This is a genomic window from Amycolatopsis minnesotensis (genome assembly GCF_039529815.1).
In the GTDB taxonomy this organism is placed as follows: Bacteria; Actinomycetota; Actinomycetes; order Mycobacteriales; family Pseudonocardiaceae; genus Amycolatopsis; species Amycolatopsis minnesotensis.
Genome location: NZ_BAAANN010000008.1, coordinates 165,253 through 188,807 on the forward strand (window position 1 = coordinate 165,253; position 23,555 = coordinate 188,807).

Here is a 23,555-nt window from a genome sequence, read left to right on the forward strand (position 1 = left end):
GCGGTGGCCGAGACCTGCTCCCGCGTCGTGGTGACCGGGCTGGGCCCGGTGTCGAGCATCGGCATCGGGCCCGCGGCCTTCGCCACGGGCCTGCGCGAAGGCGCTTCCGGGATATCCCCGATCACGTCCTTCGACGCGTCGGGCTTCCCGTCGAAGCAGGCGGGCGAAGTGCCCGATTTCCGGCCGGAGCGGTGGTTGCGCCGGATCGACCCGGAGGGCTGGGGTCGCTCCGGGCAGTTCGCCGCGGTGGCCGCCCGCGTCGCCGTCGAGCACGGCGGCCTCGATCTCGACCGGGTCGATCCGGAGCGGGCGCACGCCGTGCTCGGCACCACCAGCGGGGAATCGCGCGTGCTCGAATCGCTCACCGTGCAGTTCGGCATGGACGCACCGGACACAATGGACCCCCGGCTGCTCGCCCAGCTCCCGGCGGCCCGGCTCGCCCACGCGGTCAGCGAGGAACTCGGGCTGGCGGGGGAGTCCGTCACGCTCGCCACCGCTTGTTCGGCGAGCAACTACGCGCTCGGCTACGCCTACGACCTGCTCACCACGGGCGCGGCCGATGTCGTGTTCGCCGGCGGTGCGGACTCGGTCTGCCAGTGGGCACACGCGGGCTTCCACCGCCTCGGCGCGCTGACCATGGACGCCTGCTCGCCGTTCGACCGCCACCGGTCGGGGATCCTCACCGCGGAGGGCGGTGCCGTGCTGCTGCTGGAGACCTACGAACACGCCGCCGCCCGCGGTGCGACGATGCTGGCCGAAGTGCTCGGGTACGGCGCCAACTGCGACGCCAACCACCCGGTCGCACCGGACCAGCGCAGCGTCGCCGAGTGCATGCGCATCGCGCACCGCAACGCCGACGTCAAACCGTCCGATGTGGACTACATCTGCGCGCACGGCACCGGCACGCCGACCAACGACGCGGCCGAGGCGGCCGCGATCTTCGAGGTGTTCGGCCACCGGCCGCCCGCGACCAGCTCGATCAAGTCGATGATCGGGCACAGCATGGGCGCGGCGAGCGGGTTCGGCGCGATCGCCTGCACACTGGCGATCACCGAAGGGTTCCTGCCGCCGACCGTCAACTGGTCCACTCCGGACCTCGCGTTCGCCGATCTCGACCCGGTCCCCAACGTCGCGCGGCCCGCTCGGGTGCGGGTGGTGCAGAACAACGGGTTCGCCTTCGGTGGCAACAACGCCATCGTCCTGCTGGGAGCGCTGCGATGAGCGCGACGATCACCGGCTGGTCGCGGGGCTCGGTCGTGGCAGGGCCGGGCAGGGCCACGCTGGCGAGCTGGACACCAGGCCCGGTCACCGCGCTGTCGGAACGGCCGCTTCCCGCACCGGACGCGCACGCCGTCGTCGATTTCGACGTGCGGGCGGAGCTGGGACGCCGCGGCACCAGCTTCCTCGACCGCGCGACCTCGCTCGCGGTGGTGGCCTGCCGCGACGCGCTGGCGGATGCCGGGCTGGAGCCGGACGACACCAACCGCGACCGGATCGGGGTCGCGCTCGGCACCACCGTCGGCAGCTTCAAGTCGACGAGCGAGTTCAGCCTGGACAGCAAGGTCAGCGAGAAGCCGTACCTGGTCAACCCCGTGCTGTTCCCGAACACCGTGATGAACTGCGCGGCAGGCCAGGCCGCGATCCGGTTCGGCCTTCGCGGCGTCAACGCGACCGTCGCGGGTGGACCGATCGGGTTCCTCGCCGCGCTGCGCTACGCGACGAACGCGCTGGAGCGCGGGTACGCGGGCGTCATGCTGGTCGGTGCGGCCGAGGAGTTCAGCGAGCACCGCGCGTGGGCGCACGCACTGTCCACAGGGGACCCGAAGGCGGCGTCGGTCGGGGAAGCCGCCGTGGTGTTCGTGGTGGAGGCGTCGCCGACCGGCAGGGCTCCGCAGGCCGACGTGCTCGCGGTGTGCACCGGCTACGGACCCGCTGCCGCGGGCGGGCGCGATCGCGCACTGCGGTCCTGCACCCGGCGGGCGTTGCGGACCGCGGGGGTCGGCCACGACGAGATCGTCGCCGTGGTCACCGGCGAGGCGGACGAAGCCGATCTGAGCGAGTACCGGCCGGTGACCGGCGTACTCGGCAAGGAGGTGCCGCGCCTGCTGCCCAAGGTGTACTTCGGCGACTGCGGGGCGGCCACCGGCGGGCTCGGGGTCGGGCTCCTGCTCGCGGGCCACCGGGGCATCGGGCCGTCGCCGGCCGGTGCGGCGCTGGTCACCGGGTGCGACCCCGACGGAGCGGTCGCGGTGGCCGTGCTCCGGGTGGTGCGCGCGTGACCGTGCGAGTGGTGGCCAGCTCACTCCGGACCTGCTTCGGGACCGGGGACCAGACGTTCGAAGCGTTGCTGCGCGGGGAAAACGGCGTCGGGCCGCTCCGGCACGGTTCAGCGGATCGGCTCGGCGTGGAACGCGGTTACCACATCCTCGACGACGGACCGTCCCGTGCCGGTCGCTGGCTGGCGGGATGCGCCGCGGACGCGTTCGCCCGGTCGCGGGCCGATCCCGTGCGGGAGCGGGTGATCGCGATCGTCGGCACCGGTCTCGGCGAGCTCGCGGCGGTGGAGGACTGGGCGCTCGGCGGCGCGGTGCCGGATCCGGAGCATCTCCACTACGGCGGGGTGCTGCGGGCCGTACTGCCCGGTGTGACCGACGTGATCACGCTGACCGGCGCGTGCAGCGCGGGCGGCCACGCCCTCGCGCTCGCGCAGGACCTGCTCGAACTCGGCGAGGCCGACGTCGTGCTCGCGTGCGCCGTGGACGGCATGACGCGGTCCATGCTCGCGATGATCGGCAGGGTCGCCGCCGAACCCACCAGCCGGGTCCGCCCGTTCGACGCCGATCGCACGGGTGTACTCCTCGGTGAAGGCGCCGCGGCGGTCGCGCTGACCCGGACCGAGCGGCCGGGACCCGCGCTCGCTTCCGTACTGGCGACCGGGCTCTCCTGCGACGCCCGCCACGAAACCGCGCCGGACGTGGCCGGGATCGCTGAGGCGATGCGGGACGCGCTCAGCAGGGCCGCGCGGGTGGCGTCCGAAGTGGACGTCGTGGTCGCGCACGGCACGGGCACCGCGCTCAACGATCCCGTCGAAAGCGCCGCGTTGCGCGAAGTCCTGCTCGAACCGGGTGGCTCCCCCTTGGTCACCGCGGTGAAGGGCGCCGTCGGCCACCTCTCCGGCACGGCGGCGCTCGTCAACGTCGACGTCGCGATCCGCTGCCTGCGCGACGGCGTGGTTCCCGCCGTGACCGGGCTGGAGACGGTACTGCCGGAAGGCGACGGGATCCGGTTCGTCCTCGGCGGCCCGGTCGAGGCGGCACCGCGCCTGGTGCAAACCGAGGCGTTCGGCTTCGGTGGCGCCAACGCGGTCTCCTTGCTGGAGGCCGCATGATCGGCGTGACGGCGGCCAGCGTGCACCTGCCCGACACGGACCTCGGCCCGGTCTTGACCGAGCTCGCGGGACCGGGTGGGTGGCCGGAAAGCCTTGCGGGGACGGCATGTCCGCCCGAGCGGGCCGCGACGCTGCTCGGCAGGCGCGGGCTGCTGATGAAGGAACCGGCGACCCGGCTCGCGCTCTGCGCGACCCATCGGGCGCTCGGCCTCGCCCCCGGTCCGGTCCCGCCGCCGGACCGCGACCCGGGTACCGCCGTGGTGGCCGCGGTCAACCTCGGCAACGTCGAAACGGTCGCCGATCTCGCGCGCACCGTCGAGCGGGAGGGCTACCGCGCGGCGAGCCCGCTCACCGCGCCGAACGCATCGAGCAATGTCGTGGCGACCACCGTGGCCAGGTGGTTCGGCTTCGGCGGCGCGAACCTCCAGGTGTGCTCCGGGGCCATGGCCGGTGCCGACGCGCTGGTTCTCGCGGTGCTGCTGCTCCGTGCCGGGCGGGCGCGGCGGGTGGCGCTGGTCGGCGCCGAACCGGCGGACCCGGTGGCGGCGGACCTCCGCCGGGAGGGCGGAGCCGTGAACCCGCGCGCGGGCGCCGCGTGCGTGGTGCTGACCGCGTCCGGGGACGGCGTGCCACTGGAACTGAGCGACGGCGAGGACAGGGAGGCTTCGATCGTCGTCGGTCCGGCCGGAGTCGACCTCGTCGCGCGCTGGGGGGACTACTACGGCGCCCAGGACGTGGTTTCGCTCGCGCTGGCCTACCACCTGACCGCAGCGGGTGTCGCGGCGTCGGTCACCGTGCGCACCGGGGGCCGGACCGCGGTGCTGGGGGGCGCGAATGCCGGTTCATGAGCTTTCGCGGGGCGTACCGCGCGGGCCGACGGTGGTGCTCGTGCACGGCCTGGAGGCGTCGTGGGACAGCTGGCTTCCGGTGAGCGAGTTCCTCGATCCCCGCTGGCGGCTGCTGGCACTGGACCTGCCGTGGCGGGCGGGCAACGACTACGCGTGGCGGGGGCGCTCGCCGGGCCGGTTGCTGGCCGACGCACTGGCCGAAGCGGACGAGCCGCCCGCGGCCGTGGTCGCGCATTCCTTCGGCGCCAACGCGACCCTGGAACTGCTCGGGTCGAGCCGCGGTGCGGCCGGGCGTGCGGCGGCCATGCTGTGCCCGCTGTACCGGCCGCCGAAGGTCGCCGTCACCTGGGAGGTGTTCGACCGCTCCCGGCGCGCCTTCGACCGGCACGTCCGGCACGGGCTGCTGGTGCGGCTGGGGGAGCGGGCCGCGGCACTCGACCCGGAGATCGTCGAAACGATGGCGGACCGCGCGGTGGACCGGGTCGGCCCGACCGGGTTCCTGGCGGTGTTCCAGCAGTTCGTCGACAGCACCCTGCTGCCGCTGGACCGGATCGGCGTGCCGCTGTCGATCGTGGCCGGCGGCAACGATCCGACGCTGTCGGTGCGCGCCGCGCGGGAGCTCGCCGACGCCCTTCCCACGTCCACTTTGGACATCGACCAGGACTACGACCACTTCTGCCACGTCAAGTGGCCGGAGCGGGTCGCGACGGGGCTCACGAAGTTCCTCGACGCGCACATCGGACTGCCGGACGGCGGCAGGTGAGGAGACGCTGATGACGGCCTTGCACGAGGCCCCGGCCACCGTACTGCGGTGCAGGCCGCGGTTCGAGGGCGCGAACATCCGGACCTGGATCGGGTTCAAGCACTTCCTGTACCTGGTGGAGGAAGGCGTCCTCGGCTGGTTCCGCGACCGCGGCCTCGGCCCGCAGGAGCTCTACCACCGGCACGGCCTCGGGGTGGAGATCGTGGACTGCTCCGCGCAGCTGCCCGCGGTGCTGGAGGTCGACGACGAGGTGCGGGCAGAGGTCGAGCACGCTGGGGGCCGCCGGTTCGCGGTGCGGCTGGTGGCCGTGCGCGACGGCGGGGAAACGCTGGTGCTGAAGGCGAAGGTGACCGTCGCGCTGGTGTCCGAACGCGACGGCGAGGCCGCATCCGATGCCATCGCCGGGTTCGTCACCGGCACGGTGGGCGCGGGGAGCACGGTCACCGCGCCCGCCGATCGCGAGTGCCCCGGCGATCCGGTGGACCTGCTGTCGGCGGACGGCGGATTCGTGTGGGCGTGGCGCGCGCGGTACTTCCACTGCCACTACGCCGACCGGGTCCAGCACTCCGGGTACGTCCGCGCGCTCGAAGAGGTCGTCGACCGGTTCCTCGCCGATCGCGGGATTTCGGTCGGGACGCTCATGCGGGAGCGCGCGTGGATCCCGGTGGTGTCGAGGGCGCGGGTGCGGCTGGTGACGTCCGCCCTGCTGGAAGAAGTGGTCTATACCACCTTCGAGGTGGGGGACGTCCTGCGCGACACCCTGTTCGACGGCAGGATGGACTGCTACGTCCTGCGCGATGGCAGGCTCCTGCACACCGCGACGGCGAGCATCGTGCACGGGTACGCGATCGGCGCGGGGGAGCGGGCAGGGGAACTGGCCCACCTCGACCACGAGGTGGTCGCCGCGCTGACCGGAGCGAGCCGGTGAGCCCCCGGAAACCGCGCGGGCGGCCCCGCCTGTACTTCTCCTTCCGGAGCCCGTACAGCTGGCTGGCGGTGCAGCGGCTGCGTGCCGCGGTCGACGACGCCGCCACGGCCTTCGAGTGGATTCCGTACTGGGACCCGGACGAACGGACCGCCGCCGCCGTCACCGGAGCGGGCGCCGAAATCCACTACACCCAGATGAGCCGGGCGAAGCACCGGTACCTCCTGCTGGACACCAAGCGCGTCGCGACCGCCGCCGGCCTGCCGATGGCGTGGCCGATCGACGTGGACCCGTGGTGGGAGCTGCCGCACCTCGGCTGGATCTTCGCCAGCGGGCAGGGCAGGGGGCTCGCCTTCTACGACGAGGTGGTGGCGGCGCGCTGGCACCGGGGTGAGGACGTCTGCACCCCGGAGGTGCTGCGCGGGGTCGCCGAACGCGCGGGCGTCGACCCCGATCTCGCCGTCGCCGCCCCCGACCGGCCCGAGATCCGCGAAGCAGGCGTGAAGGCATTGGTTTCCGCTTACCACGACGACGTTTTCGGGATCCCCTACCTGTTGTGGGGCCGGGACCGGTTCTGGGGCCTCGACCGGGTCGACGGCTTCCTGGCGATCTGGCGCACGGCCGCGGAAGAGGGCCTCCCCGCGGTGCCCGGCCCCCGGATGGAATCCGACGCCTACGACACCGACACCGCGGGCGGCTGCGGCTGAGTTCGTCGCGCCAAAAAGGAGGAACACCGTGAGCGACCGGAGCCCCGACGAGGAACGGACCTACCGGAAGCGCAGGCTTGCCGCTTCGATGCGGTTGTTCGCCCGGTACGGCTTCGACGAAGGCGTCGGCGGGCACATGACCGTCCGCGACCCGGAACGGCCCGACCGGTTCTGGATCAACCCGCTCGGCAGGCATTTCGGGCACGTCCGCGTCCGCGACCTGCTGCTGGTGGACGGCGACGGCACCGTGGTGGCGGGCGAGGGCAGGGTCAACCAGGCCGGGTACACGATCCACGCCGAACTGCACGCGGCCTACCCGGACGTGGTTTCCGCCGTGCACACCCATTCGATCCACGGGCGCGCCTGGGCCGCACTCGGACGGCCGCTGGACCCGATCACCCAGGACGCCTGCGCGTTCTACCGGGACCACGCCGTGTTCGCCGAATACGGCGGCGTGGTGCTGGACGCGGAGGAGGGCAAGCGCATCGCGGCCACCCTCGGCGAAAACAAGGCGGTGATCCTGCGCAACCACGGGCTGCTCACCGTCGGCGGCTCACCGGCGGAGGCCGCGTGGTGGTTCATCAGCATGGAACGGTGCTGCCAGGTTCAGCTACTGGCCGAGGCGTCGGCGAGCGAACCGGTGCTGATCCCCGACGCCGAAGCCAGGTCCGCGTGGGAGTTGCTCGGCACGCCGTCGATGGGCCGCTTCAACTTCCGCCCGCTGTACGAGTGGATCGTGCGCGCCGAGCCCGATCTGCTGGAGTGAGGAGAGCGATGATCGACGTGGCACATCCGGCCACCTACGCCGACGGGGTACCGCACGCCGAGTTCCGCAGGCTGCGCGAGGCGGGCAACGTCTCGTGGGTACCCGAGCCCGCGCTGATCCGGCACAGCAGCGCCGGGCAGACCGCCGTGCGGGGCACCGGCTACTGGGCCGTCGTCGGGCACCCCGAGGTCGTCGAGGTGGCCAGGCTGCCCGAGGCGTACTCGTCCGCGGCCAAGGGCGCGTTCCTGGTGGATCCCCGCACCAAGGCGGATCTGCGCACCGCGCGGCAGCTACTGGTGAACATGGACGCGCCCGAGCACGCGCGCATCCGGAAGCTGGTGACCTCGGTCTTCACCCCAAAGGCGATCGGCGGGCTCGCGGACTCGGTCCGCGGGCACGCCGCGAACCTGGTGGAAAAGGTGGTGGCGGCGCCCGAATTCGACGTGGTCACCGATTTCGCCGCCGAGCTGCCGCTGCTGGTGCTCACCGATCTGCTCGGCATGCCGAAGGAGGACCGGCACCTGCTCTACCGCTGGGGGAACCAGCTCGTGGGTTTCGACGATCCCGAGTACGGCGGCGGTGACGTCGAGGCGTACCGCCGCACGTTCGTCGAGGCCTTCCAGTACGCCTTGGGCAAACGCGCCGAAGCGGTGCGCTCGCCGCGGGACGACCTGATGAGCAAGCTGGCCAACGCCGAACTGGACGGACACCCGCTCGCCGACCGCGAGTTCTGCCAGTTCTGGTTGTTGCTCGTGGTGGCAGGAAACGAAACGACGCGCCATCTGCTCGCGGGCAGCATCCGGGCGCTGGCCGACCACCCCGCGCAACGGGACGCGCTCGCCGCCGACCCGTCGATGCTGCCGACCGCGGTCGAAGAACTCCTGCGGTGGGTCACCCCCATCATGCAGTTCCGGCGCACCGCCACCAGGGACCTGGTCCTCGGCGGCCGGAAGATCGCGGCAGGCGACAAGGTGGTGCTCTACTACACCTCCGCCAACCGGGACGAGCGGGTGTTCACCGATCCGGACCGGCTGGACCTCGCCAGGGCCGTCAACCCGCACCTCGCGTTCGGGATCGGCCCGCACTTCTGCCTCGGCACGCACCTCGCCAGGCTGGAGGCGACGGCCGCGCTGTCCGGACTGGCACCGCACCTGCACCGCCTCCGGATCGCGGAACCCGTGGTGCGGATGGAATCCAACTTCGTGAACGGGATCAAGTCGTTGCCGGCCAGGTGGCTGGCGGGCTGAGGAGTGTGCAAAGTGGACATCGGCTTCGCACCGGAGGACGAACGGTTCCGCGCGGAGTTCCGGGACTGGCTCAGCACGGCGGTTCCCGCGCAGTGGCGCGATCCCGGTTTCTGGAGCCGGATCGACGCCGACGAGGGGTTCGCACTGCGTCGTGAATGGGACGCGGCGAAGGCGGCCGCCGGATGGTCCGGTGTGGACTGGCCCGTCGAGTACGGCGGGCGCGGCGGGACCGCGGTCCAGCGGGCGATCCACGACGACGAGCTGGTGCGGGCGGCGGCGCCGAAACCGGTCAACACGATCGCGGCGAAGTTCCTCGGGCCGACGCTTCTGCTGCTGGGAACCGAACAGCAGAAGCGGGAGCTGCTGCGCCCGATCCTGCGGTGCGAACGGATCTGGTGCCAGGGCTTTTCCGAGCCGGAGGCGGGCAGCGACCTCGCGGGGATCCGCTGCCGCGCGGTCCTCGACGGTGCCGACTACGTTCTCAACGGCCAGAAGACCTGGACCACCGGCGTGCTGCGGGCGGACTGGGTCTTCCTGCTCGCGCGCACCGATCCGGACGCGGGACGGCACGGCGGGCTGACCTTCCTGCTGGTGGACCTGGCCACCCCCGGGATCGAGCGCAGGCCGATCCGCCAGCTTCCCGGCGGGTCCGACTTCGGCGAGCTGTTCTTCACCGACGCGCGGGTGCCCGCTACCCAGGTCGTCGGCACGCCAGGGGACGGGTGGCGGGTCGCGCTGACCCTGCTCGCCCACGAACGCGGCGGGTCCACTCTCGGTCAGTACCGCGCGCTGCGCCAAGAATGGGACGCCGTGGCATTGGCGTGCGGCCGGTTGCGGCGCGGGACCGCGCCGGTGGCCGATGATCCGCAGAGCAGGCAGCGCCTCGCGGGTTCCCTCGTCGACATCGAACTGCTCCGGCTGCACGCCTACCACGTGCTGACCCAGGTGGAGCAGGGCCGGGAACTCGGGCACGGGGCCTCGGTCACCAAGCTCCACCACGGCACGACCCGCCGCGCGTTGAGCGACACCTGGGCCGAGGTACTCGGCGCGGCGCACCAGGTGAGCGCGCCGGTGCCGGGACTGGACCTGGAGCCGCTCCGCACCGCCATGCTGCACGCGCGCTCGGACACCATCTGGGGCGGCTCCGCCGAAATCCAGCGCACCGTCATCGCCCAGCGCGTGCTGGGACTGCCGAAGGAGCGCGAAGACCGATGAGGTTCGAACCCTCTCCCGAACACCGCGCGCTCGGCGAAGCGGCCCGCGCGCTCGTTGACGACCTCGGCCCGGACGAACTGCGAAGCGGGTACGAAGACCCCGACGCGTTTCCCTGGACCTTGTGGGACGCCGGGGCGAAGCAGGGCTGGCTGGCTACCCTCGCGCCGGTCGAGCACGGTGGCCTCGGTGGGGATCTGGTGGGTGCCGCGATGCTCGCCCGCGCGCTCGGTGGCGGGCTCGCGCCGGGTCCGCTGGTGCCGACCCTGCTCGTCGGCGAAGTGCTGCGGTTGTGCGGAAACCCAACCCAGCAAGCGGAATGGCTGCCCGCGCTGACTCGCGGTGACCTGGTGGGCGCGCTGTCGGTGAGCGCGGATTGGGCAGCGCCCGACCCGGTGCGGGTCGAGGTGAACGACGGGTGGCTGACCGGACCGTGCGGAATGGTCGAGTACGCCACCGCGGCCGATCTGCTCGCGGTGGCGTGCACCGACGACACGATCCGCCTGGTGCGCCTGTCCGGGACGCGGGGGATCGAGGTGGAACCGCTCGACGCGATGGACGGCACCACCCGGCTCACCATGGTCACGCTGACCGGGGTGGCGGCCGATCGCCTCCCGAAGCGCGATGGCGCAAGGGAAGAGCTGCTCGCGCGCGGTGCCGTGCTCACCGCGGCCGAGCTGGTCGGGGTGGCCGAACGGGCGGTGTCCTCGACGGTGGCGCACCTGCGGTCGCGGCGGCAGTTCGGCCGTCCGCTCGGCGGTTTCCAGGCGCTCGGGCACCGGCTCGCCGACCTGTGGACCGGCGTGGTGCTGGCGGGGCACGGCGTGCTCTACGCGGCGCACGCGCTGGACGAAGGACTGCCGGACCGCGACCTGATGGTGTCGGTGGCCAAGGCGAAGGCCGCCGACGTCGCGACCGCGGCCACCGCCACGATGATCCAGTACCACGGCGCGCTCGGCTTCACCTGGGAGCACGAATCGCACCTGTTGTTCAAGCGGGCGCACCGGCAGGCGGCGCAGTACGGCGACACGCGGTGGCACCGCGAGCGCATCGCCGCGCTGACCCTCGACGGGGTGCGCTGACGACCGCCGGGGCCCGCGGTGAACGGCAAGCACGACTTTCGGAGCTGCCCACGACGGGATCGGGGTCGCTAACCTTTGTGGTCTAGACCTCTCATGAGAGGAACCTGCCATGAGGATTGCACGCTCCGCCGTCAAAGTGGCGGCCATGACCTTCACGCTCTGCGCGGCCACCGCGTTCACCGCGGTTCCCGCGTTCGCACACGGTTCGATGGGCAAGCCGGTCAGCAGGATCTACCAGTGCTTCCAGGAGGGACCGGAGGAGCCCCAGTCGGCTGCCTGCAAGGCGGCCGTCGCGGTCGGGGACAGCTGGCCGCTGTACGACTGGGACGAGGTCAACATCGGTGACGCGGACGGCCACAGCCGCGACATCATCCCCGACGGCAAGCTCTGCAGCGCCGGCCGCGACAAGTACAAGGGACTCGACCTGCCGCGAGCCGACTGGCCCGCGACCACGATGCCCAGCAGCGGCGCGTACACCTTCCAGTACCAGCTGACCGCCGCGCACGAAGGCACCTTCGAGCTGTACGTCACCAAGAGCGGCTACGACCCGACCAAGCCGCTCAAGTGGTCCGATCTCGAAGACACCCCGTTCTACAAGCAGGACAACCCGCCGATCGTCGGGCGCAACTACCAGCTCAAGGCCACGCTGCCCGGCGGGCACACCGGGCGGCACCTGATCTACTCCATCTGGCAGCGCCACTGGCCGGATTCGGCCGAGGCCTTCTACTCCTGCTCGGACGTGCTGTTCCGCTGATCGAGCTATCGCGAACGGACCGAAAGGACCACGAGCTATTCTCAGGAGCGTTCCATGAGAAGCACCAGGATCGTGCTGTGCGCCCTGCTCTTCGCCGGTGCCACCGGTGTGCTGCCCGCTGCCGCTTCGCCGGGCAGGACCGCGTTCACGGTGTCCAGCACCGCCTTCGCCGACGGGGGACACATCCCCAAAGTCCACGAGTGCACCAGCGGCGGCGGCACTGACCCCGCCAAGAAGAACGAGTCCCCGCCACTGGCCTGGTCGGGTGCTCCGGCCGCGGCCAAGAGCTACGCGCTCGTCATGCGGGATCTCGACAACGCCAACCTCATCCACTGGGTCATCTACGACATCCCGGTGAGCGCGAGTTCGTTGCCCCAGAACGTCGAACACGCCTACCGGCCCGCGGTTCCGGCAGGCGCGAGGCAGATCTACTACCGGGGAAGCGCGAGCCTCTACGGTTACCAGGGACCTTGCTCGCCGTCCACGGTGAACACCTACGAGTTCGTCGTCCACGCGCTCGACCGGGCGTCGCTGACCACCCTGAATTCCAGCTCGTCGACGCAGACCGCGGCCAGGGCGATCACCGCGGCCTCGCTTGGCTCGGCCAGGATCAGCGGCGAGTCGTAGCCCTACCGTCCCGACGCGCGCTTTCCGGGCGAGCAAGCGGAAAGCAGGGCCTTCCCGAGCGGAAGGCCCTGCTTTCGCGGTGCGGTCACGCCAAATGGTGCTCCCGGAGCAGCTCGGCGACCTGGAAGGCCAGTTCGATCGACTGGCTCGCGTTGAGCCGCGGGTCGCACGCCGTTTCGTAGCGCGTGCCGAGATGGGTGTCGAGCACCTCGTCCGCGCCACCGAGGCATTCGGTGACGTCGTCGCCGGTCAGTTCCAGGTGGATGCCACCGGGGTGGACGCCTTCCGCGCGGTGCGCGGCGAAGAACCCGGCGATCTCGGCGGTGATGTCCGTCAGCCGCCTGGTCTTGTACCCGCTCTTCGAGACGAAAGTGTTGCCGTGCATGGGATCGCAGGCCCATACCGGCAGGTGGCCGGTGGACCGCACGGCCCGCAGCAGCGGCGGCAGCAGCTCGTCGACGCGGTCGGCGCCGAGGCGGGTGATGAGCACCAGCCTGCCCGGCACGAAGTCAGGGTCGAGCCGGTCGCACAGCGCGCGCAGCTCGTCGGCGGTGGTCGACGGGCCGACCTTGACCCCGATCGGGTTGGCGATGCCGGAAAGGAACTCCACGTGCGCGCCGTCGAGCCGGCGCGTGCGGTCGCCGACCCAGAGCAGGTGCGCGCTGGTGTCGAACCAGCTCCCGGTCACCGCATCGAACCGGGTCAGCGCCTGTTCGTATTCCGGTAGCAGCGCTTCGTGCGAGGTGAACAGCTGGACCTGGTGCAGCGCCTGCAATCCACCGGTCTGGACGCCGCAGCCCGCCATGAACCGCAGCGCCCAGGTGATCGCGTCGGCGGCGGCCTCGTAGTCGCGCCCGGCCGGGCTGGCCATGACGAACTCCTGGTTCCAGGCATGCACCTGGTGGAGGTCCCCGAACCCGCCCTGGGTCAGTGCGCGCAGCACGTTCAGCGTGGCGGAGGCGTGGTGGTAGGCGCGTCTCATCCGGTCCGCGTCGGGGATCCGCGCTTCGGCGGTGGGCTCGGGACCGTTCACGATGTCGCCACGGAACACCGGCAGCTCCACCCCGTCCACGACCTCGGTGGGCCTGCTCCGCGGTTTGGCGAACTGACCGCCGATCCGGCCCACCTTGACCACCGGCAGACCGGAGCCGTAGGTGAGCAGGATGGCCAGTTGCAGGATCACCCTCAGCTTGCGGCGCACGCCCTGTTCGGTGCACGAGCGGAAGGTCTCCGCGCAGTCACCGGCCTGCAGCAGGAACGACCGTCCAGTCGCGACGGACGCGAGCTGGTGCTGGAGGGACCCGATCTCGGCCGGCAGCACCAGCGGCGGCTGGAGCGCGATGTCTTCGGCCACCGCGAGCACGGCCGCGGGATCGGGCCAGTCCGGTTGCTGGTCGATGGGCAGGCCGCGCCAGGAATCGGGCCGCCATGCCGTCGGCGCGCGATGCGCGGCCCGCGGGACGAGTTCGGGTGCCAGTGTCATCCGCATGCTGAAAGCAGCTCCTTCACCGGGGCTCCGTGGTCCGGCCCCCTGTTCGCTCTGCTGGACGGTGGCGCTGCCGCCGACGGCGGCGTGACCGCGCAGCGCGGTCGGCCGGTCACTCCGCCCGCGGCGGAGCTACCCGCCGCGCGGGCTGACGAGGTCCGGAAAAGCCGGCTTTCGCGTGACGGCATGCGGAAGTTTCCGGCCGGCCCAGCCTAGGATCGGCCGCCTCGGCGGCGCCAGCACGTTCAGCAGCCGCGGAAATGCGCTGCGTCCGGGCCATCGCGCCGCGCTGAACTGCGACATTCGACGCTGGCATCAGCCTGTTGCCGGTTCGGGGGTCGGCCTGCCACTGTATGTCTGCCGGTTCCGGCCGGCTCACCGACTGGGGGTGACGATGCGCGGACCGACCGTGCTCGACTTGTTCGCAGCGCAGGCTTCCCGCACTCCGCACAACGTCGCGGTGCGATACCGGGAGGCGAGCCTGACCTTCGCGGAGCTGGACCTCGGGTCCGCGAGGCTGGCGCGTCGGCTGGCCGAAGGCGGTGCCGGGCCGGGAAAAGCGGTGGCGCTGCACCTGGAACGCGGGCCCGCGATGGTGCTCGGCCTGCTCGCCGTGCTCCGGACCGGTGCCGCCGCCGTGCCGCTGGACCCCGCCTATCCGGCCGAGCGGCTGCGCTGGACGCTGGAGGACTCGGGTGCCCGGCTGGTGGTCTCGGATTCGGTGCTGCCAGGCGGTTTCGGGGGCCGCACGGTCGTCGAGGTCGAGGTCGAGGTCGAGGGTGCGGGCGCGGTTCCGGGGGAGCCACTGCCGGAACGCCGGGTCGATCCGGCGTCCCTCGCCTACATCGTGTACACCTCGGGATCGACCGGGCCGCCCAAGGGCGTGGCCGTCGAACACCGCCAGCTGGCCCAGACCTGTGCGGCCTGGGAGGAGCTGTACCGGCTGCGTGCGCGCCCGCCACGGTTCGTGTCCGTCACCGGTTTCGCCACCGATCTGTTCATCGCCGACTTCGCCCGATCCGTGCTGCCGGGCGGGACACTGATCCTCGCGCCACGGGAGGCGATCACCGATCCCGCGTCGCTGCTCGAACTCGTCGAGCGCACCGGCGGAACGGCGCTGGAAATGCTGCCGTCACTGGCGAAAGCACTCGGCCGCGAAGCCGCGCGGCGCGGTGGCGCGTTGCCGCTGGAGCTGCTGTCGATCGGCTCCGAAGCGTGGCCGGTGGAGGACGGCAGGGAACTGCTGGGGCTGCTGGGCGGGCGCACCGAGCTGGTGAACGCCTACGGCACCACGGAGACCACGGTGGACTCGTGCGTGTTCCGCCTTGAGCGGGGCGCGGCGGAGGACTGGCGCGACGCCGCGTCGGTGCCCATCGGCCGCCCCGTCCCGGGAACCACCGTGCACGTACTGGACGATCGGCTGGCACCGGCCGCGGTCGGCGAGCTGTACATCGGCGGTGACGCCGTCGCACGCGGCTACCACGGGCGCCCCGGCCTGACCGCGTCCCGTTTCGTCGCCGATCCGGTCGTGCCGGGGCGGAGGATGTACCGCACCGGGGATCTGGTGCGGTGGCGGGCGGACGGTCCGCTCGAACACCTCGGCCGCGCGGACGATCAGCTCAAGATCCGGGGTTTCCGCATCGAGCCCGCGGAGATCGAACGGGTGCTGGCGCGCCATCCCGCGGTGGACCGGGCCGTGGTGGCCGCGCCCGCGGAACCGGGCCGCCGAAGACTCGTCGGGTACTTCGTCCCCGCCGGCGCGGAAAGACCCGCGGCGGAAGAACTTCGCGGCTTCCTCGCCGCCAGGCTGCCCGAGCACCTGGTCCCGACCGCGTTCGTCGCGCTGGACCGGTTCCCGGTGCTGCCAGGGGGCAAGGTCGACCGCAGGGCACTCCCGGCGCCGCCGCGCACGGCCGACGGTGCCGCACCCCGGACCGAGGCGGAACGGGTGCTCGCCGACATCTGGCGCGAAGTGCTCGAAGTGGACCGGGTCGGGATCGACGACAACTTCTTCGACCTCGGCGGGGATTCGATTCTCGGCATCCAGGTCGCCGCGCTGGCCAAGGCGCGCCTGGGGCTGGGGTGGCCGTATCGTGCCCTGTTCGACCGGCCGACGGTGGCTGAGCTCGCGGCGTTGCCGGTACTGGCCGAGCCCGCGGCGGCGGTCCGCGTCGGCGGCACGGGGGACCGATTCCCCCTGTCGTTGGCGCAGCGCAGGTTGTGGTTCCTCCACACGCACGCGCCCGGCGCCGACTACAACCTCGGGAAAGCGCTGCGGTTGAGCGGGGAACTGGATCTCGGTGCGCTGCGGTCGGCGTTGACGACACTCGTGACGCGCCACGAAATCCTCCGCACGAGCTTCCCCGTGGACCGGGACGAACCGGTTCAGCTCGTGCGTCCGCCCGCGCCGGTCGATCTCGAACCGGTCGACCTCCCTGGCGGCCCCGGTCAACGCGCCGCGCTCGACGCACTGCTGCACAACGAGGCGCGCGTCGTGTTCGACCTGGCGGAAGGGCCGCCGTTGCGGCTGGTGCTGGCCGCACTGGGGCCGCGGGAGCATCTGCTGGTGTGGACCATGCACCACATCCTGACCGACGACTGGACCACCGAGATCCTGCTCTCCGAGCTGGCGGAGAACTACCGCGCGGCGGTCTCGGGCGGCCCGTCCCGGTTGACACCGCTGCCCGCGCGGTACGCCGATTTCGCGCGCTGGCAACGGGAACGCCTCACCCCTGAAGTCTCCGAACGGCAGCTGTCCTTCTGGCGCGCCCAGCTCGCCGGACTGCGGCCCTTCGAACTCCCGGCGGATCGGCCCCGGCCCGCACGCCGCTCGTCCGAGGGCGCGGTGCACCAGATCCAGCTCCCGCCCGAGGTGACCGCGCGACTGGCCGAGTTCGCCAGGACGCGGCGGGTCAGCCTGTTCACCGTCCTGATCACCGCCTGCCAGCTGGTGCACTCCCGGGTCGCTGGGCACCCCGACGTGGCGATCGGCACCGTGGCATCGGGGCGGGAGCAGGCCGAGTTCGCCGACGTGGCGGGCTTCTTCGCCGGGACGCTCGTGCTCAGGTCCACTGTGGACGAGGAGCTGAGCTTCACCGGGCTGCTGGCGCGGGTGCGGGAAACCGTGCTGGAGGCGATGGGCCACGCGGACGTGCCGTTCGAACAGGTCGTCAGCGCGCTGGCCCCGAAGCGGGATCTCGCCGGTCCGCCGCTGGTGCGGACCATGGTGGTGATGCAGAACGCGCCGGCCAGGCCCCGCGAGTTCCCCGGACTGTCCGTCGAGGAGCTGGACCTGCCGCTGAGCACCGCGAACTTCGACCTCACCACCGAGTTCCGGCTGATCGGCGAAAGCCTGCGGGTGCTGTACAACTACAGCACCGAACTCTACGACGAAAGCAGCATCGCCCGGCTGGCGCGGCAGCTTTCCGAAGTGCTCTCCGCGGTCACCGACGAGCCCGACCGTCCACTGCGGACGATGCCGCTGACGGGATTCGGTGCCGAAGAGGCCGTTGTCGCACCGTCGCTGCCGGTGGCGCCGGTCCTGTTCGCCGAAGTGGCCCGGCGCCACCGCGCGGAGATCGCCCTGGTGGCCGGTGCTGCCGAGCTGAGCTACGCGGAACTCGCCGAGCGGGTCGAACGGCTCGCCGACCGCCTCGCCGAACGCGGGGTGGGGCCCGAGACGCTGGTGGGCGTTTGCCTGCCCCGCGGCGTGGAGCTGATCATGAGCCTGCTCGCGGTGCTCCGGGCGGGCGGGGTGCTGGTGCCGATCGACCCGGGGCACCCGCGGGACCGCATCGCCTTCGCGCTGGCCGATTCCGGGGCGGCACTGGTGCTTTCGGACGCGGCTGGGGCAGACCTGCTCCCTGATGGCGCACCGGTGATCCGGGTCGACGGTGATCACCCGAACGCGCCGCGTCGCCGAGAAGTCGTGCCACATCGGGAGAATCTGGCCTATGTCGAATACACATCGGGATCGACCGGGGCACCGAAAGCGGTGATGGTGCGGCACGGCTCGCTGGCCAACAGCGTCGCCGACGCGCGTTCCACGCTCGATATCGGGCCCGGCGCGCGCGTGCTGCTGCATTCGCCCATCACCTTCGACGGCGGGCTGTGGCAGGCACTGCTGCCGTTGCTGTCCGGCGGGACGGTCTGCCTGAGCGAGGCGGGGGAGCGGGACGGCACGCTGACGCTGGCCGAGCAGATCCGCCGGGATCGCGTCACGGTGGTCGCACTGCCGCCCGCGTTGCTGTCCACAGTGGAACCGGACTCCGTTCCCGGCCTCGCGCTGGTGCTCGCGGGCGGCGATCTCTGCCCGGCTGACCTCGCCAGGAAGTGGTTGCGGTACAGCGCGTTCGGCAATCTCTACGGACCAGCCGAAACCACGCTGACCGCGACCGCGCTCGTGCTGCCCAGAGCCGCGGACCCCGGTTCGCGCGCCTCGATGCCGATCGGCAGGGCGATCGGCGGCAATCGGACGTACGTGCTCGACCGGTACCTGCGGCCGGTGCCGCCGGGTGTCGACGGCGAACTGTACCTGGGCGGCGCGGGAGTGGGCAGGGGATACCTCGGGCGGCCGGGCCTGACCGCGAGCCGGTTCGTCGCCGACCCGTTCGGCGTCGCCGGTGGTCTGCTGTACCGCACCGGCGACCTGGTCCGCGGGCTCGACGACGGCACGCTGGAGTTCCGGGGCCGCGTCGATCGCCAGGTGAAGACGCGCGGGTTCCGGGTGGAGCCCGCCGAGGTCGAGGCGGCGCTGTGCCGGCACGACCTGGTCGCCGCGGCGGCGGTGCTCGCCGATCCGGGCGGCCGGTTGACCGCCTACGTGGTGCCGGAGGCGGGCGGCGCGCAGCCGACGGCCGAGGTCTTGCGGCAGCACACCGCGCGGGTGCTGCCGGGATTCATGGTGCCCTCGGTGTTCGTCACCGTCGGCGAACTGCCCCTGACCGTGAACGGAAAGCTCGACCTGTCGGCACTGCCCGCCCCGGACGCGCGGCCCGCCACCGGATATCGCGCGCCGCGCACGGGAGCCGAGTCCGTGCTCGCCGCGGTGTTCGGCGAGGTGCTCGAAGTGGACCGGGTCGGGATCGACGACAACTTCTTCGAACTGGGCGGTGACTCGATTCTCAGCATCCGGGTGGCCACGAGCGCGAGCCGGGCCGGCCTGCGGCTCACCTCCCGGGAGGTGTTCGAGCGGCAGACCGTCGCCGAGCTGGCCACCGGCCTGGTCGTCGCGAGCGCCACGGAACCCGCCGAACCGGGTCCGGTGCCGGGTGCGGTGGAACTGACGCCGATCCAGCGGTGGTTCCTCGACACCTTCACCGTCCACCCCGGACAGTGCACGATGTCCCGGTTCCTCGAACTCGCGCCGGGAGTCGATCGGGACGTCGTGCGCACGGCGATCGACGCACTGGTCGAGCACCACGACGCGCTGCGGATCCGGCTCACCGAGCAGGACGGTTCGTGGCACCAGTGGCTGCCCGCGGCCGAGCCGGGAGTGGTGTTCCGCGCCAGCGACCTGTCCGGAGTGGACGATCCGGAGCCGGAGCTCGGCCGCCGCGTGGCCGCCGCCCGCGCGGAGCTCGATCTCGCCGAAGGGCCGCTGTTCCTCGCCGACTACTTCGAACTCGGTGGCACCCGGCCGCCGCGGCTGCTGCTGACCGTGCACCACTTCGTGGTCGACGGCGTCTCCTGGCGGATCCTGCTGGAGGACCTCCGCGCCGCCTGCGCGCAGGCGGCTTCCGGTGCGGCCGTTGACCTGGGACGGAGAACCACGTCGTTCCAGCAGTGGTCCCGGCTGCTTCGCGACCAGGTGGCGTCGGGCGCACTCGACCACGAGCTGCCGTACTGGACCCGGGTGCACGAACGCACCGCGCCGCCGCTGCCGGTGGACGGCTCCGGCCGGGACGAGCCCACCCGCACCCTGACCGTCCGGCTGACCGGAGCCGAAACCACGGCGCTGCTCCGCCAGGTGCCCGGCGTCTACCGTACGCAGGCCAACGACGTGCTGCTGAGCGCGTTGTCGGTGACCGTCGCCGGCTGGACCGGCCACGACCGGGTGCTGGTGAACCTGGAGGGCCACGGCCGGGAACAACTGCCCGGCCTGGCGGATCCGTCCAGGACCGTCGGCTGGTTCACCACCCAGTTCCCGGTGGCGCTCGACCTGCCCGAGGCCAGGGACTGGCGGTCGGTGCTGCGGTCGGTCAAGGAGCAGCTTCGGGAGATCCCCGGCCGCGGGCACGGGTACGACGCGCTGCGCTACCTGTCCGGCACCGAGGCGCTCGACGGCGGGCACCGGGCGGAGATCAACTTCAACTACCTCGGCCGGTTCGCCGACTCGGCCAACGAGCTGTACCTCCGTGAACTGCCGGTCGCCGACGGCCCCCATCCCGAAGACGTGCAGCCGTTCCCGCTCGAGGTCACCGCGGTGGTCGTGGCCGGGGAACTGGTCCTGCACTGGGACTATTCGCCCGGCGCACTGGCGGAACCGACCGTCCGCCGGCTCGCCGAGAACACCGCGGGCGCGCTGCGGGCGATCATCGAGCACTGCCTCGCCGACGGCGCGGGCGGCCGCACGCCCTCGGACTTCCCGATGGCCGGTCTCGACCAGTCCGCAGTTGACCTCCTCGTCGGTGACGGGCGTGCGGTGGAGGACGTCCACCGGCTCACCCCGATGCAGGCGGGCATGCTGTTCCACACCCTCGCCAACGCGCGCGAGGACGTCTACGCCCGCCGGATCGGCATGATCGTCGAGGGTGTGTCCGATTTGGACGCGTTCGTCAGTGCGTGGCAACGGGTCGTGGCTGCCGCGCCCGCGCTGCGCACCACGGTGCACTGGGCCGGGCTGCCCGAGCCCGTGCAGGTGGTGCACCGCGCCGCGCCGGTGCCGGTGACCCGCTACGACTGGCGCGGGATCTCGACCGCGCAGCGCCAGGAACTGGTGCGGCGCATGGGGGAGCGGGAGGAGATCGACCTCACCGCCGCCCCACCCACCCGTCTCGTGGTGGCGCGCTTGCCTCGCGGCCGGGTGCAGGTCCTGCTGACCACGCACCACCTGTTCATCGACGGCTGGAGCGTCGCCCGGTTGCTGTCCGATGTCGCCGCCGCGACGGTGGCCTTGAACCGGGGCGAGTCGCCGGTTCTGCCGCCGCAGCAGCCGTTCCGGGCCTATTGCGACTGGCTTTCGGCCCAGGACCACGAGCGCGCGGCGGCGTACTGGCGCGAGGTGCTGGCGGGGGTGCGCGAGCCCACCCCGCTGCCGTTCGACCGGCGGCCCGCGCCGGGGCATCGCACCCGCCGGTCCGGCACAAGGGCACTGCGGCTGACCGAGGACCAGACCACCGCACTGCGGGACTTCGCCCGCCACCACCGGCTCACGGTGAACACCCTCGTCCAGGCCGCGTGGGCGCTGCTGCTGTCCCGGCACAGCGGGAAGGCGGACGTGCTCTTCGGCACCACCGTTTCGGTCCGCCCCGCCGACCTGCACGGGGTCGAGACGATCTTCGGCCCGTTGATCAACACGATCCCGGTACGGCTCACCGTCGATCCGGGTGCCTCCGTGCTGAGCTGGCTCTCGGAGATCCAGAACCGACAGCTCGACGCCCGCGCGCACGACTTCTACCCGGCCTCGCGGCACCAGGAACTCACCGAGATCCCCGTCGGCGTGAACCTGTTCGACAGCACGATCGCGTTCGAAAACTACGCCGGTGACCCGTTCGCGGTGACCGAGGGCGGACCGCGGGTGGTGGAGCTGGACGGCGACGACGCGACCAACTTCGCGCTCGGGCTGGTCGTGCTGCCGGGGCAGGCGCTGTGCTTCGAACTGGTCTACGACGCGGAGCTGTTCGACGACGTGACGGCGCAGCGGCTGACCGCGCGCCTGGCCACGGCGTTGTCCTCGATGGTCGCCGGGCCGCACCGGTCCCTGGACTCGGTGCGGATCCTGCCGCGGGAGGAGTTCGACCTGCTGGAGAGCTGGGGGCGTTCGCCGGTGGAGCCCGCCCGGCCGCGAACCGTCGCCGAACTGTTCGCCGACCAGGCGCACCGGGCACCGGACGCGGTGGCGGCGGTGTCGGCCGGCACCGAACTCACCTACCGGCAGCTCGCCGAACGCTCCGGCAGGCTGGCCCACCGGCTCGGCGCGCTGGGAATCGGCGCCGAGTCCGTGGTGGGCCTCTGCCTCGACCGCGGCCTGGACTCGATCACCGCGATGCTGGCCGTGGCCAAGGCCGGTGGCGCCTTCCTGCCACTGGATCCCGCACATCCGCCGGAACGCCTGCGCTGGCTGACCGGGGACGCGGGCGCGGCCTTGGTGCTCACCGACCGGAACTCGGCTGGCCGGTTCTCGCCGGACGCGGCGCCGGAACTCCGGGTGGACGAGCTGCGGCTGGACAGCGGACCGGTGCTCAGCCGCCCGGCCCGGCTCGGCGACGCCGCCTACCTGAGCTACACCTCGGGCACCACCGGCAGGCCCAAGGGCGTGGTGGTGACCCACCACGGCCTTGCCGCCCTCGCCGCCACGCTTTCCAGGAAGGTCGGCGTCGGCAGGCGCAGCCGGGTGCTGCACTGGCTTTCCCCCGCCTTCGACGCTTCGATCTTCGAACTGCTCGCCGGGCTGTTCACCGGGGCGACGCAAGTGGTGGCGCCGCGGGGAATCGCGGTGAGCGGGTTGGCGGAGGTGGTGATCGCGGGCGGGGTGACCCATCTGGTGGCGCCACCGTCGGTGCTGGCCGCGCTGCCGGTGGGGCCGTGGCCGGTGGCGATCACGGTGATCTGCGGTGGCGAGGCGTTCCCGCCGGGGCTGGTGGCCCGCTGGTCGGACGGGCGCCGGTTGTTCAACGCCTACGGCCCGACCGAGGCCACCATCTGCGCCACCATCGGCCCCCCGCTGTCCGAAGTGGACATTCCGCCGATCGGGGCGCCGGTCGACGGGATGGTGGTGCGCCTCCTGGACCCGGCCCTGCGGCCGGTGCCGGTGGGCGCGGTGGGGGAGATCTACCTCGGCGGCCCGGGGCTCGCCCGCGGGTACCACGGCAAGCCAGGGGCGACCGCGGCGAGCTTCGTGCCCGATGTCTTCGGCGCGCCGGGCGGCGCCGCGGCCTCCGCGCGGCTCTACCGCACGGGTGACCTGGCGCGCTGGTCCGCGGACGGCGCGTTGCACTTCCTCGGCCGCGCGGACGCCCAGGTGAAGGTGCGCGGGGTGCGGATCGAGCCGGGCGAGGTCGAAGCGGCGCTGCTGCGGCATCCGGAAGTCCGGGAGGCGGCGGTGACCGCTTCCGGCGAGGGGGCGGAGCGGCGGCTGGTGGCTTCGATCGTGCCGCGGGGACGTCCCGGCCCGTCGGCGAGCGAACTCCGGGAGCACCTCGCGTCGATCCTGCCTCCACAGCTGCTGCCTGCCGAGTTCGGCACGCTCGACCGGATGCCGTTGACCACGCGGGGAAAGCTGGACCGGACGGCGTTGCCCGGTGCGGGCGTCGTGCCCGGCGGGGGATACCTGGCTCCCCGTACCGACAGCGAACGACTGGTGGCGCGGGCGTGGGCCGCCGTCCTCGGCCGCGAGGAGATCGGGGTCAGGGAGAGGTTCTTCGAGGCCGGCGGTTCCTCGCTGACGCTGGTCCGGCTGGCAGGCGAGTTCGCCAGGCTCGGCCGGTCCGAGCTGCCGGTGGCGGTCCTGCTCGACCATCCGACCATCGAGGCGATGGCGAAGCAGGTCGGCCGGGCGGAACGGCCTGCCGTGGACCACGAACTGTGAGG

The 23,555-nt window shown here is 72.3% G+C and carries 15 protein-coding genes; 14 read left to right on the top strand and 1 reads right to left on the bottom strand.

All coding sequences use genetic code 11. The annotated features are described in order from the left end of the window. Positions 1 to 3: 3 nt before the first annotated feature. The 13 genes from ABD256_RS12395 (at position 4) to ABD256_RS12455 (ending at position 12,319) form a co-directional block, all read left to right on the top strand. Entirely contained in the window at positions 4 to 1,221 is a 1,218-nt protein-coding gene (locus tag ABD256_RS12395) for a beta-ketoacyl-[acyl-carrier-protein] synthase family protein (RefSeq protein ID WP_344416982.1), read from the top strand. Continuing rightward, the gene (locus ABD256_RS12400) at positions 1,218 to 2,279 is read left to right on the top strand and encodes a beta-ketoacyl synthase N-terminal-like domain-containing protein (protein ID WP_344416985.1); all 1,062 of its coding nucleotides are present in this window, start codon (positions 1,218 to 1,220) and stop codon (positions 2,277 to 2,279) included. The genes ABD256_RS12395 and ABD256_RS12400 overlap by 4 nt, the downstream gene beginning before the upstream one ends. Then, positions 2,276 to 3,388 carry a beta-ketoacyl synthase N-terminal-like domain-containing protein gene (locus tag ABD256_RS12405; RefSeq protein WP_344416987.1) on the top strand — a complete coding sequence of 371 codons (1,113 nt, stop codon included), beginning with the start codon at positions 2,276 to 2,278 and terminating at the stop codon, positions 3,386 to 3,388. Before ABD256_RS12400 ends, ABD256_RS12405 begins: the two co-directional genes overlap by 4 nt. Continuing rightward, on the top strand, positions 3,385 to 4,236 hold the full coding sequence (locus ABD256_RS12410; RefSeq protein ID WP_344416990.1) for a beta-ketoacyl synthase N-terminal-like domain-containing protein: 852 nt from the start codon (positions 3,385 to 3,387) through the stop codon (positions 4,234 to 4,236). The genes ABD256_RS12405 and ABD256_RS12410 overlap by 4 nt, the downstream gene beginning before the upstream one ends. Then, positions 4,223 to 4,999, top strand: coding sequence for an alpha/beta fold hydrolase (locus ABD256_RS12415; RefSeq protein WP_344416992.1), 777 nt, complete (start codon positions 4,223 to 4,225; stop codon positions 4,997 to 4,999). Before ABD256_RS12410 ends, ABD256_RS12415 begins: the two co-directional genes overlap by 14 nt. 10 nt (positions 5,000 to 5,009) lie before the next feature. Next, complete coding sequence (locus ABD256_RS12420; protein WP_344416994.1) at positions 5,010 to 5,927, top strand: thioesterase; 918 nt, start codon at positions 5,010 to 5,012, stop codon at positions 5,925 to 5,927. Next, positions 5,924 to 6,631 (top strand): 2-hydroxychromene-2-carboxylate isomerase, encoded by a 708-nt coding sequence (locus tag ABD256_RS12425; RefSeq protein WP_344416996.1) that lies wholly within the window; start codon positions 5,924 to 5,926, stop codon positions 6,629 to 6,631. The genes ABD256_RS12420 and ABD256_RS12425 overlap by 4 nt, the downstream gene beginning before the upstream one ends. Before the next feature lie 28 nt (positions 6,632 to 6,659). Continuing rightward, positions 6,660 to 7,397, top strand: a complete 738-nt coding sequence (locus tag ABD256_RS12430; RefSeq protein ID WP_344416999.1) for a class II aldolase/adducin family protein — start codon at positions 6,660 to 6,662, stop codon at positions 7,395 to 7,397. Between the two features lie 8 nt (positions 7,398 to 7,405). Further along, on the top strand, positions 7,406 to 8,644 hold the full coding sequence (locus ABD256_RS12435; protein ID WP_344417001.1) for a cytochrome P450: 1,239 nt from the start codon (positions 7,406 to 7,408) through the stop codon (positions 8,642 to 8,644). A 12-nt stretch (positions 8,645 to 8,656) separates the two neighbouring features. Further along, positions 8,657 to 9,859 carry an acyl-CoA dehydrogenase family protein gene (locus tag ABD256_RS12440; RefSeq protein WP_344417003.1) on the top strand — a complete coding sequence of 401 codons (1,203 nt, stop codon included), beginning with the start codon at positions 8,657 to 8,659 and terminating at the stop codon, positions 9,857 to 9,859. After that, positions 9,856 to 10,938, top strand: coding sequence for an acyl-CoA dehydrogenase family protein (locus ABD256_RS12445; RefSeq protein WP_344417005.1), 1,083 nt, complete (start codon positions 9,856 to 9,858; stop codon positions 10,936 to 10,938). Before ABD256_RS12440 ends, ABD256_RS12445 begins: the two co-directional genes overlap by 4 nt. 109 nt (positions 10,939 to 11,047) lie before the next feature. Continuing rightward, the gene (locus ABD256_RS12450) at positions 11,048 to 11,692 is read left to right on the top strand and encodes a lytic polysaccharide monooxygenase auxiliary activity family 9 protein (RefSeq protein WP_344417007.1); all 645 of its coding nucleotides are present in this window, start codon (positions 11,048 to 11,050) and stop codon (positions 11,690 to 11,692) included. A gap of 54 nt (positions 11,693 to 11,746) precedes the next feature. After that, positions 11,747 to 12,319, top strand: a complete 573-nt coding sequence (locus ABD256_RS12455) for a YbhB/YbcL family Raf kinase inhibitor-like protein (protein ID WP_344417009.1) — start codon at positions 11,747 to 11,749, stop codon at positions 12,317 to 12,319. Between the two features lie 85 nt (positions 12,320 to 12,404). Here the strand turns inward: ABD256_RS12455 and ABD256_RS12460 are convergent, their stop codons facing one another. After that, entirely contained in the window at positions 12,405 to 13,808 is a 1,404-nt protein-coding gene (locus tag ABD256_RS12460; RefSeq protein ID WP_425546439.1) for a class II 3-deoxy-7-phosphoheptulonate synthase, read from the bottom strand. 391 nt (positions 13,809 to 14,199) lie between these two features. On the opposite strand from ABD256_RS12460, the gene ABD256_RS12465 reads away from it, so the two are divergent. Then, entirely contained in the window at positions 14,200 to 23,553 is a 9,354-nt protein-coding gene (locus tag ABD256_RS12465; RefSeq protein ID WP_344417012.1) for an amino acid adenylation domain-containing protein, read from the top strand. The last annotated feature ends 2 nt before the right edge of the window (positions 23,554 to 23,555 follow it).